This is a genomic window from Gimesia fumaroli (assembly GCF_007754425.1).
GTDB lineage: Bacteria > Planctomycetota > Planctomycetia > Planctomycetales > Planctomycetaceae > Gimesia > Gimesia fumaroli.
In genome coordinates this window covers 3,933,766-3,946,249 of the sequence record NZ_CP037452.1, presented here as the reverse complement: position 1 = coordinate 3,946,249, position 12,484 = coordinate 3,933,766, and the positions used below count along the sequence as shown (strand labels likewise).

General features: G+C 45.6%; 7 protein-coding genes. 5 read left to right on the top strand and 2 right to left on the bottom strand.

Annotated elements, in window-relative coordinates; genetic code table 11:
* Positions 1-13 precede the first annotated feature (13 nt).
* Complete coding sequence (locus Enr17x_RS15120) at positions 14-4,351, bottom strand: outer membrane protein assembly factor BamB family protein (RefSeq protein ID WP_145310093.1); 4,338 nt, start codon at positions 4,349-4,351, stop codon at positions 14-16.
* Between the two features lie 95 nt (positions 4,352-4,446).
* Positions 4,447-4,611 (bottom strand): hypothetical protein, encoded by a 165-nt coding sequence (locus tag Enr17x_RS29640; RefSeq protein WP_198000586.1) that lies wholly within the window; start codon positions 4,609-4,611, stop codon positions 4,447-4,449.
* Positions 4,612-4,947: 336 nt separating this feature from the next.
* On the opposite strand from Enr17x_RS29640, the gene Enr17x_RS15115 reads away from it, so the two are divergent.
* From Enr17x_RS15115 to Enr17x_RS15095, 5 genes are read left to right on the top strand one after another with little or no spacing between them, the layout of a single operon-like run.
* Positions 4,948-6,603 carry a DUF1549 and DUF1553 domain-containing protein gene (locus Enr17x_RS15115; protein WP_232100736.1) on the top strand — a complete coding sequence of 552 codons (1,656 nt, stop codon included), beginning with the start codon at positions 4,948-4,950 and terminating at the stop codon, positions 6,601-6,603.
* 1 nt (position 6,604) lies between these two features.
* The gene (locus Enr17x_RS15110; RefSeq protein WP_145310089.1) at positions 6,605-8,317 is read left to right on the top strand and encodes an EF-hand domain-containing protein; all 1,713 of its coding nucleotides are present in this window, start codon (positions 6,605-6,607) and stop codon (positions 8,315-8,317) included.
* 2 nt (positions 8,318-8,319) lie between these two features.
* Positions 8,320-9,942 (top strand): hypothetical protein, encoded by a 1,623-nt coding sequence (locus tag Enr17x_RS15105; RefSeq protein WP_145310087.1) that lies wholly within the window; start codon positions 8,320-8,322, stop codon positions 9,940-9,942.
* Positions 9,939-10,982 carry an extracellular solute-binding protein gene (locus tag Enr17x_RS15100; protein WP_145310085.1) on the top strand — a complete coding sequence of 348 codons (1,044 nt, stop codon included), beginning with the start codon at positions 9,939-9,941 and terminating at the stop codon, positions 10,980-10,982. The genes Enr17x_RS15105 and Enr17x_RS15100 overlap by 4 nt, the downstream gene beginning before the upstream one ends.
* Positions 10,979-12,442 (top strand): hypothetical protein, encoded by a 1,464-nt coding sequence (locus Enr17x_RS15095; protein WP_145310083.1) that lies wholly within the window; start codon positions 10,979-10,981, stop codon positions 12,440-12,442. The genes Enr17x_RS15100 and Enr17x_RS15095 overlap by 4 nt, the downstream gene beginning before the upstream one ends.
* The last annotated feature ends 42 nt before the right edge of the window (positions 12,443-12,484 follow it).

The following is a 12,484-nucleotide window of genomic DNA, read 5'->3' as shown; positions in this document are numbered from 1 at the left end:
TGTGAGGATCTCCTCAGTTTTCACTGATGATTTCAATACCGGAAATGACAGGTGGATACTTGGCTCCCTTAGTGGAGTTGAATTCCAGTTCGATTTGATCGGTGACAGGAATCCCCTTGAACTCTTTTACCAGGCAGCGCATCGACTGTCCTGCTTCCTGAACGATATCCAGGTTTCCTAATACTGTTTGTCCTTGCAAGGCTACTTGAAACTGTCGCTGCCCCGGCTTGACGTGTTCATCAGGCTCTGTAAACGTGAGCTTGATCGTATATCGATTTTGAGGAATGTTTGCATTTGGTTGAGTTAATGGCGATTCACCTTGTTCATTTTGAGATTTCGTTTTCAGGATGAGTCGAGCAGACCCCGATTTGGCTCCTTTATATGATTTTGCAATCCGGGTTCCCGTCCCCGTAATCAGAAAACAGATCGAATTTCCCGATTTCCAGTTTTTCTTTGCCTGAATTTCTTTCAGAATCGAAGTCAGATCGGGAGTTGTCTGTTCTGAACTATGGGCTCCCACCTTTGTCCAGGGAGGGGGAGCCCATTCGACAAAAGTTTTGGTTCGCTTTCGCGCTGATAGATTTTGTTTTGTTTCAGTAAATGGTTTTGCATCCGCGGAATCTTCTGCCTCGATTTTCAAATGACTCGCGGATTTACCCGTTTCATCAACCGTAAATTGAATCGTCGCTGATTCCAACACGTCAGATGCAGACAATGGAATATCAGAAAATCGCAGTGCGACTACTTGTGGATCATTTTTATCCAGCCCCAGTTCCAGATCACTGCTATGCAGTTTTACTTCTCCCTTTGAATCTTCTTCCGCATCATCTTCGACGCCGGTGATCGGAATACCTTCAGGTTGACTCTGTTTTATGTGCTGGTTGATTGCAATCGTGATTTTCCCGGGGGCGATGATTCCCGACGCGGCAACCCAGTTCAAACCATGCTCAGGCAGAGGCTCTATCACCTTAAGTGCATGATGCCGGAAACGACCATAATCCTGATTGGAAATACTGACTTCCAGGTCTGGTGACTGTCCGCCTACACTCGGAAAGTCGAGCCACAATGTACCATTCTGGGCACGACGGTCGCCGGGCGCACCAAAGTTGATGCCCGCCTGCTTGACAGTCGTTGATGACTTCGAGTCTGTGCCCAGTTGACTATTGGTCCAAAGTTCAATTTCAGGCATATGGATCAGTGCCAGTGACGTCTGGTTTTGATAGGAACAGCTACAGGTACGGGTATAATCGGGTGCATTGAGCACACCATTCGCCACGACCAGATTAGACGTACAACTTGATTTGAATCCCCCGAAGTTACCAGTCCCGCTTTTTGATTCCAGGTCATAAAACCCGGCCGCTCCCGAGCGAAACGTCAGCAGGTTCTCACTGGCAATCACATAATTACAACCATAAGTACGCGAGAATTTCAGTTCTTCTTTTTGCTGTGTGATCGGATTTGTAATTGTGTAGGGTGTACCATCTAAAATATTAAATGCACCGCCTGAAACTTCGTAAGAGTTGGCGGATGTGATAATGAGATCGTTATGGATCACACAAGGACCGGTATATTTTCGATCTTTGTTGTGCCAGATGACGGAGCCGTTCTGTCCCTGATAGGCAATCATGCCTTGACCAATTTCATCGCTCAGACGATCTTTGGCACGCGCACCTGCCTGAAGCAACAGATCATGTTTTTCTGAATAGCCTAACCAGGACCCAAAGATGCTTTCGCTGGTTGACCAGAGTTCTTTCCCGGTATGGATATCAAAACAAACGATCCGATATTGAGCTGGATCCGCCAGGCCACGCCGGGACAGTTTCTTCTCGGCACTTGCGGGTAGTTTATCCAGGCAATAGACTCGGTCCGCGCCAGCTACAATTCCATTATGCAGGAAAGAATGAATGGCAGGAGTACGCCATAGCTCTTCGCCGGAATGGCGATCATAGGCAATCAATCCGCGACTGGCGGAAAGGTCTGTTGCCTGAGGGCCATCTTTTCCCGGTTTCTCATCCACACGTTTTCCAAAATGAGCATACCCATTCCCTGCCAGCAGAATATCATCATACACCGCGATAAACGCCCAATCCTGCTGAGGATCGGGAAGTTTAATCACTTGCTTGGTCGTTCCATCCGAGGCATTCAAGACATTACACTCGGAACCAATGGCGAGATAGACTTCGTCGGATGTTGCGATATAGTTTGTGCCGCGTGCGTTAGCACCGGGAATATGCTTCTGGTTATATTTTGTACTGAGTGGTGTATCTTCATAAGTTGTATTAAAGTAAATCCCAAACGTTCCCAGATCTTCAAATTCTCTTCTCCAGAGAACTTCTCCCGTATATACATCACGTGCACTGAGACTGTTCATGCCTTCCAGAAAGGTTCTGCCGCCAATAACTTGTTCGGGGGGACCATGACCGTGGCGAGGTAGAATATCATCATGTGTGTTTCCGCCGAACCAGAGAACTCCCAAGGGAAGTTTGACTCGTTTGTCATTCGATTTCACCGTGTTGGCTATATCGCCATACTGGTGAGTCCAGTCGGCCGAATCGGGTAATGCCCCCACACGTTGAATCAGAATTCCATCCGACTGTTTTGTCTGTTTCGCCTTGGGAAGTTTTGCCTGTTTGACCATCGACTTTGTACGTTCAATCTGCGTTGGATTCTCGACTGGTATCCAAATAACCCCGCCATAAGGGCGAACAGAACGATAGATTTGTTCGATCTGACTCACCGTGACTGACTGCGAAAACGAAGGACTAAGCAACGTAATTCTGGCGATATGCTGGGGGGGCTGATAGGAATGCGGCGTTCCCTGATGAACCGAAATACGTGAACCGTATACTCCCAAAGCATCGTATCTGGTTCTGAGCTTCTGAACTTTTTCGGCATCCTCTTCAACAACGATGATTCTCAGTTTTGAATTTTGCAGCAGAGCATCGAAAAACCGTTTATTGTCTGCTCCATAGCAGATGACATAACCGGTCTTTGCCTGCGACAAATCGCGTAGTTGCTTTGTGTGTTGAATGGCATGGGAATCAGAACGGTATTGGAACGCTGTCTTCTTTTCCTGGTTAGACTTTGCTGCTTTCTTCCCAGAGGCGCCAAAGGCTTTGATTTCACCATTTAATGTCACGGCGAATAATTTGTCATCTGCTGCCAGCAAACGTAATATGTTTCCTTCAGCAGGCAATTGCCAGGCAATTTCAGGCTTGTCTGTTGCAAGCGTGATAGCAGAGATTGTCTTTTCGCCCGCAGCATATAATCGATCGCCGGCTCGAATCAGATCGCCCTGTCCATCGACATTCAGGGACCAGAGTGCCTGATGCTTTGAGTTGTAAGCCTGAAGCAAAGGTTGTTTATTTTTGAGAATGGCCGAGTAGAGAATGTCGTCATGCAGAACGGGCTCATTATGGACAAATAATGTAGGCAAGCCGGTCTTCAGATTGTAAGTACGAACGCCTTTATAGCGAGTGTGAACGAAAAACTCGGTGGAATTAGCGATGACAAAAGAACCGCCGTTTCCTTTTCCTCCCAAGTGAAAATATTTTAATTCGCCTGTCTTGCGATCCAGTGCTGCAGGCACAGAACGGCCGCCGGGAACCAGTAACAGTTCATCGGTCGCGACCAGAGTGCCTTGGGGAGCAACTCCAGCAAAGGAGGGCGCACTGTGTGGTTGTTTAATATAGCTGGCACTGGTGGAATCATTGACCCAGAGCACATTTCCGGTCTCGGCATCCAGCGCGTAAATGAACGTCCCCATGAATGGCCAGATACTGGCAGCAAAATAAATAGTGTCTTCATAAAGGACGGGACCTCCACGGGCAGGCCAGGCCGATATGACTCGTTTATTTCCCAGCGCTTTTTGGGCTGCAGGAGCACCACGGAACTTCCAGACAAGCTTTCCATTGGTCACATCCAGGCAATACAAATAACCATCGTCGCTCACAATATAGACTCGATTTTGAGTCACAACGGGGGCAAAACGAATCGGCCCCTCTGCGTAGAACGTCCACAGGGTTGTTCCATCCTCAGTATTGATTGCCATCAACTTATCAGAATCGTTAAAGCCGATTAACATTCGTTTTCCAACGACCACCGGTTCCAATATTTTGTCGTAGGTCATCAGGTCGTTGTTGAGAGGATCATCCCAGACTTGTTCCCGTTTTCCAAACTTGCGTGACCAAAGCGGACGGAGTTGGTCAGGAAGTTGATCGGGAGAGGATGCGGTATGACCGGCGTCATAACGCCACATAGGCCAGTCACCCGCTATAATCTCTGTTTCCGTCGCTAGCAGAGATATCAAGAACAACAAAGTGAATTGAAATCGATTAATTCGATTTTGCATGAACCATTCCCATATACTGTAGATGCTCAGATAAATCTCAACTCAAGCGTGTTGAAATTGAGCATAATGATACCGATCTGAATGCTGCCCATTTCTTATTTACCTGCTTTGAAATGCAGACAAAACGTCACGATTCCCCAGATGATCAAAGAATAGCCAGCGAGCTTCCAAAACCATGCGAGATCTTTGTCCAGCGTCGCAAAATAAAGGCAACTCCAGCCTCCGATAATGGCAAAGAGATCATCTTTGTATTTCTTCATTCGTAGACTTGATCCTGATTTTAGCAACAGGAGCACCTTCTCTGGGGAAAATGTGATTAATTTCAAGTTAGATACGCAAAAACACCGAACTGACGAGTCTAATCTTATACGGATTAGCAAAAAAGTCCCCCAACGATGCAGAAAAAAGCAAGATTCTGATCTGGAATTCGATTTTAACAGCTGGATATCGCGTTTTGTTATTGTAGATCACCCTTGTATTGATTTTTGCCGATTGTACAATTGACTATATGTTTAAAGGACTTGCGTCACAATCTAAACTGAGTATTCATTTCTATTAAACAACATCTGGTTGCCAATCAAAAGGACTGTCGTAAAGTGTTGCTCGTTTTCCGACATCATCATGATCGATCTTGGAAGAGCGTTTCAAGGTACGCGATCATTGCATTTTCGACCTTGCTCCTGGTTACTATTTCTGCTGGACCTCTTTTTGCCTCAGGTTCTCCCACTAAATCACAGAACGATCGCCTTTCCGATCAAATCGACGACTTGATTCATCAAGCACAAAAACGGAAAGGCGTTGTTTCTGCTCCTCTCTCTACCGATGCGGAGTTTATGAGACGCATTTCCCTTGATCTGACTGGGAAAATTCCTCCTGTTGCGGAACTACGTTTGTTTCTGGCAGATCAAGATCCGCAGAAACGGGAAAAATTAATTAATCGCTTATTAGCGACTCCTGGCTTTATCGTGCATTTTACGAATACCTGGCGAGACATTCTCTTGCCGGAGGCCGCAACGGACCTGCAGACGCGCGGGCAAATTCCCGAGTTTGACGCCTGGCTACGCTCCCAATTGCAGGAGAATGTGCACTACGATGAACTGGTCCGAAAAATTATTAATGCACCACTGGCTGCTGCTCGAAACAGACAGACGGCTGCTGCTCAAGATCCAACCCCCCGTGCATACTACATAACAAAACAATTGAAACCGGAAAATCTGGCTGCGGGAACCTCACGGGCGTTTCTGGGGGTCAGAATTGAATGCGCTCAATGCCATGACCATCCCTTCGATGATTGGAAACAGCATCAGTTCTGGCAATATGCAGCATTCTTTTCGAATATTGACCAACGGCAGCAGAACGCTGTAAACACAGCTGATGTTCGTGAGGTTGTCGGAAAACCACAGATAAAAATTCCCGATACAAATCGGTTAGTCGATGCCTCGTTTCTTGATGGCATTCAGCCCGAGTGGGATAAAGAGCAGGTGAATCCCAGGTTGAGACTTTCTGAATGGGTGGTCTCTTCCCAAAATCCATATTTTGCGAAAGCATCAGTAAATCGGATCTGGAGTCTGTTTTTTGGCCGAGGCATCGTTGATCCCGTTGACGACTTTTCCTCGACGAATCGTGCATCGCATCCTGAATTACTGGAACTACTGGCCCACCGATTCCAGGAACAGCACTATGACTTAAAATATCTGATTCGTGAAATCACCAACAGCCAGACGTATCAACTTACAAGCAAGCAGACAAATCCGAGCCAGTCGCGTGTTGAATGGTATGGAAAAATGCCGACACGGCGTTTAACTTCTGAGCAGATCTTCGCCAATCTGGTCCAGGCAACCGGTTTCTTCCAGCAAACATCGGATACAAATACACTCTTAGTTGGCCCCGGAGTAAATACTCCGCAGGCCGAATTTTATGAACTCTTCAAATCGGATTCAGAAAATCAGCTAGAGCCGAAGGCATCGATTTTACAGGCACTCGCACTGATGAATGGAAGATTTATTACGAATGCAACTTCAATTGAACAATCGGATGTATTTACGGCTATTGTTGAATTTCCCGCACTTTCTGTTGAGAAAAAAATTGAGGCTTTTTACCTGTCGACATTGTCTCGGTTTCCTACCAAATCTGAGACAGCACGTCTGACAGCTTATGTTTCAGCAGAAACATCTGCTGAAGAAAGAACCCATGCATACTCTGATCTTTTTTGGGCGTTACTAAACAGCAGCGAGTTTTTATTGAATCATTGAAATGATGCATTATCGTGGCACAACCTGTTTGATCGCTGCATCTATGTTGGGAGCTTTTCTGAGTTCTCATGTGTTGGCGGGAGAGGTACAGCATAAAGTCTCTCAAGAACAGGCTGGACAACGTCTGGTTCTACTGGCTCCTTCGGCCCCGTTCATCATTGAATTGATTTTACAGGTCGATCGAGGTGATTTTCGGACAGCGACAACGGATTATATTGAACGCCTGTTTCAGTCATTGGACGGAAATCAAGACCATTTTATCGACCTCAAAGAAATGAAAAATGTCCCCGCCTTCGGGATCAAACTGCTTGATCAGGGAAGTCCTACCGAGCGGCTCAAAATGCTTGATACAATTCCGGCTGATAACTGTTTGAGCCTGGGAGAATTTGCTTCGTATATTCATCGAGCACAAGGAACTGCTTTCCGAATTGCCGGTGCTCCTACCCGGAGCTCTCAGGTAATTGAGTTATTTCGAAAACTGGATCAGAATCGTGATGGCTCTGTGAGTGATGAAGAATTCAGCACAAGTTCAAAAACTCTGTTCATGTACGATCGCGACGAAGATGAAGTTCTCAATCTTGTCGAGTTACGTCCTTTTATGTCTGACCCCAATGCGGTGATTGCACAACCTGTATCCCGTCAATCCATTGAAACTCCTTTTCGACGACTCGACAATGACCGTTCGATCAACGCTGCCATTGATGAACTTTTCAAGAAGTATGTGGAGTATCAAAACACGGGAAAGGATGCCATTTCTCTCGATTGTTTTCGACAGGGGGAATCTGATTTTGCTGCCATTCAAGACGATGATCTCAATTCCGATGGTTTCTTCAGTCGTGATGAACTATTCGCGTATTTGCAAAATCCAGTCGTGAATCTTCGGCTGCAAGTCTCCCTGCCTCGACAGCAGTCATTTCGGCCGAGCCTGACAATCCTGGACAAGCACTCCAGCCGCGTCAGTGATATCAAAATCAACTCTCGTTCCAAATTAGAATTCAGGATTGATAGTTTATTGCTGGAGTTGCGGGTCAAAAGTTCTCGCCACATGTTTGCAGATACGGTAAGGTTCTATCAAACACGATTTCGTGTTGTAGATGGTGATAAAAATGGTTATTTAAGCGTCGCAGAATTTGCACAACTGAATCTACCAGATACTGATTACAAAAAGGTAGACAAAAACAAAGATGAAATGTTAACTGTAGATGAGTTGACAAAATATTTGATGAAAGACACGGCTGCCGTCCAGGATCAGGTGGTCATGACGGTCGACAATGATGGCAAATCCCTATTTGAGATTCTTGATACAGATCTGGATCGTCGTTTAAGTCCGCGTGAACTGAAGAAGAGTCTTCAAAGAGTGAAGGAATTTGATGGCAATCGGGATCAGTCACTTGATCATTCTGAGCTACGTGGACATTTTAAGATTACAGTCGAATTGGGGAAGCCGGAATTGTTTGTTTTTGATCCCCGGGTCAATGCCATGTCAATGAATCAGAATCGTACAGTCCAACGTACCGTATCAGGCCCGCGTTGGTTTCAAAGAATGGACCGTAACAGGGATGGTGACATCTCCCGCAGAGAATTTTTGTTTGATCCTTCTTTGTTTGATCTATTGGATCGTGATCATGATCAATTAATCAGCTCTGCGGAAGCAGACGCTTATCAGCAAGTTCAATCCAGTACCCAAACATCCTCCAGCAACCGAGGGGAATGAAAATGGAAAACATGAAAAAATCGGCACAGTTAATAGAACGTGTTCAACGCCGTCTGTCACTGGCTTTGTGGGGGAGGACGCTCTTTATTTCCTTTGTGTCTGTCATGACGGCGTACTTAGCGTTGCTCCTTTTCAGTCGATTATCAGGCTATCTGAGAGAGTGGTTTATTCCCGAATCCTTGGGGGTTGTTGTGGGAGGCACGCTGATATTGTCATTTTTTCTGTTTCGGAAGCCGGAAAAAGAACAGGCGGCACGCCTAATTGATCAAAACCAGGGTACGAAAGACCTGTTTTTAACCGTGACGATGCTGGAGCAAGCGGTAGGGAATTATAAACCTCTCGTCGTGCAGGATGCAGAAACGAAGGCGGAAAAGATTCAACCATCGGCTATTATCAGTTTTCAATGGCAAAAGAAATTAGCGACCTCTTGCGCCGGGGCATTCCTGTTGTTTTTGGTCTTGGAGTATACTCCTCAATTCGACCCGTTTGGCGAAGTTCAGGCGGCAGAAATTGAACAGGAAAAAGCAGAAGAGTTTCAGAGTACTAAAAAAGCAACCAAAGCCAGGCTGGCGGAACTGAAAAATAAAGATACCGGTGAAAGTGATGAAGAATCAAAAGATGTCAAAATGGCTGTTGAAAACCTGAAGTCAGACTTCCGAAAAATGACGCCTGGAAAAAAACAGAAGAATACAAAAACACTCGCCGGTCATCAAAAATCACTGGGTGGGAAATGGCGAAAGATTGCCGAAGAAAAAATGAAAAGCCTGATGATGAAAGCAAATCAGGCACAAAAATTTGGCGGGATGTCTAAAAACGAAGGAATGAAAAAGTGGAGCAAAGAACTGCAGGAAGGTTCAACACAGTCGCTCATGAAAGAAATGGATGAATTGAAAGAACAGCTTCAGCGATTAACCAAAGAGACCGATCCCGTAAAGCGTGAACAGTTGAAAAATGAAATTCAGAAAAAAATGAAGGAAATGGAATCCTTCGCACGCGAACAAACTAATTCGAAAGCGATGGCAGCAGCATTAAAACGAGCTATGAAACAAATGCAAATGGCCCAGTCAAAAGGCATCAAGCCTGATGAAGCATTCAAGGAAGCGATGCAATCTATGGACCTCGCCAAAATGGAGTTGAAAGAGATTGCTCAATCAGCCAAAGATATGAAAAAGCTTGAAGAAGCCTTGAAAGTGCTTCAGATGGCCAAAAAAATAAATGATAAATCAGGGCTTGATGGCGAAGCTTGCGAAAACTGCATGAGTCTTGAGGATTATGAAGAACTCTATGCACAAATGATGGGTAACATGCCTGGTGAAGGGACGGGGGGAGAAGGACAAGGGAAAGGTGGTAAAGTAGACGAAGACGACACTGTTGACACAGGCTTTAAAACCGAAAAGTCAAAGTCGGCAATCACTGCCGGCAAGGTCCTGTTGTCTTTCAAAACCAAGGGGCTCAGTGACCGGGGAGAAGCACAAAAAAACTACAACAAATTATTCACCGACCTCAAACAGGGGATGAGTGAAGCAATTATGCAGGAACAGATTCCGCCTGGATATCATGATGGAATCAAGAAGTATTTCAATTCACTTGAGAACAAATCTGAAGAAAACGCAACTAAGAAATGAATCAAAAATCAGGGGGAGGGCTTTTTTCCGGATGGATCATTCTGGCAATCGTAGAAGTGGTTGTCGTTGTGGCTGTCGGATTGGTCTTTTTTTATCAGCAACAAAGTGATGCGCTTGTCGTCTACTGCGCTCATGATGCCGTATTTTCTGAAGAAATATTGAAAGCCTTTGAACAGAAAACGGGGATCAAAGTAGATCCACGTTTTGATACAGAAGCCACCAAGTCACTGGGCTTGACGAACTTGATTATCCGGGAGCAGGACCATCCACGTTGTGATGTCTTCTGGAATAACCAGACATTAGGTACAGCTGCTCTTAAAGAGCAGGGACTTCTGGATCCATACCAAGGCGATGGTTATCAAAGGATTCCAGATGAGTTTAAAGATCCGGATGGTTATTGGACTGGCTTTGCGGCCAGGCTGCGAGTTTATATCACCAACTCAGATAAAATCAAAAACACACCTGAGAATGTTGAGCAGATATTATCAGGTCCTCTTGATCATGTTGCGATTGCCAAGCCGCTCTATGGCACAACCTTGACTCACTATACCGTTCTCTGTGATGCGTGGGGGCTGGAGCGATTGAAGGCTTGGCATCAATCGTTACAAGAACGAGGAATAATAGAGACCTCTGGGAATGCGAGTGTTAAAAATCTGGTTGCCAGTGGTACTTGCGAGCTTGGATTTACAGACACGGATGACTATTTTGTGGCTGTCGATGAGGCAAAGCCGGTCGCCGCATTGCCGATCACAGTGAACGAAAAAGTGATATTAATCCCCAACAGTGTTGCCATCATCAAAGGAACCAAAAAACGAACACAGGCAGAAACTCTAATGGATTATCTGCTTTCGGAAGAAGTAGAAATCAAACTGGCTCAATCACAATCGCGTCAAATCCCATTAGGGTCTGTGGATTGGGACCTGGTCCCTGAAGCAGTGAAACAGTATCGTTCATATGTCGAGAAAGCATATCCTTTAACAAATCTGGTAAAGCAGCGGGAAGAAACGCTGGCCTGGCTTAAATCGGAGTATCTGAAATGAGCCTGGCCACAGCTTGTGGCGTGACAGTGTTACGCAGTTTGTGCATTTCAATAATCGGAGTCATTTTATCCAGACATTTGTCTCGGCTGGTTGAAACAGGCTATTCACGTCGTTCAGTTTTGTTATTCACATTGATCCTGGCCCCCTTATTGGTGCCTGAACTGATTGTGGGATATGCCTGGTGGCTGATTTCATTGAAACTGGTGCACTATCCCTTTTTAATCGAGTTAATTTATTCGGGACTGGTATTGTTGAAAGTGGTTCCTGTGGGAATGATCTGTGTTACTCTCTCTGCTCCCTCTGCGATTTCATCAGAGGCTGATTTTATCAGAAAATCGGTCCGCTCGCCTGCGGCGCAGATTACGAAGATACGATCACTCTGGAGTTTTTTTCTGTGGAAGACTCTGTTTCGAGGATTCCCCATCGGGGCGCTGTTATTTCTGTTGGCGTTTCAGGAATTCGAGATGGCATCGTTACTTTACCGGGATACATGGACAGTCTGGATCTTTGATGCCCAGGCAGGCGGAGTTCCTGTGATCAAAACGCTGTCATTTATTACCGGACCGCTTCTAATCGAATTGCTTTTGATTGCCGGAGTTGCTTTCGTGCTGTCGCAACTCAAAAAGCAACCGACTCTTAATCAACGAGATCAAACCAGGGACATTGCACGCGTTTCCACAATCTTGTCTTGGGGATATCTACTTGTAGCATTTTTTATGATCGGACTGGTACCGTTCGCCTTCATTAGTTGGGGCAGCCTACTTGCTCTCAGTAGTCTGTTGCAAAATCAACTGCAATTGCAGGGAACCATTCAGGAGTCCGCCTGGGGGCTCTTGTATGGGATCTCTTCTGGAATTGCCGCTTGGGGGTTGGCTGCGTTTTTCTTTGCCCGAAAACAGACGTTACGGATCAGAGTACCGGGTTTTATATTTTGTCTGCCTGGTCTTTGCGGGGCATTAACTCTGGCCATTTTGATCGCTTCCGTCTTTTTAACAACCTACGGCTACTGGTTGTATGATACTCCTTTAGCGCTTTTCATTGCATTAGTCCTTTTTTTACTTCCTAGAGCTGTTTTTCTGAAACTCGTGTTGCAGACACAATCAAAGAACAGTGCCTTCTACCTGACGAAATTGTTGAGTCAGTCAAAAGGAAAAGTACAGGCATTGAAGGGCGACCAATTGCGCTGGTCAGTGAATGGGAGAATACAATATTGGGCCGTTGTTGTTCTGGCTTTCTGGGCCTATTGGAATGTTACTCTCAGTTCGATCTTGGCGCCAAATCAGGCACAACCATCTGCCGTGCGCCTTTATAATCTGATGCATTATGGACAAAATTCAATCCTGTCTGCAATAACGCTGCTCAGCTTATGCATACCCGTTTGCGTCAGTCTGTTGCTTTTACCAATTGTGAAAAAACTATGGATCTTAAGTTCAAACCGTTCTGGTCTGGCTGAGACTTAATCATTTAATGACTGTTGAAACCTTACAATCTGAAGCCTTGTT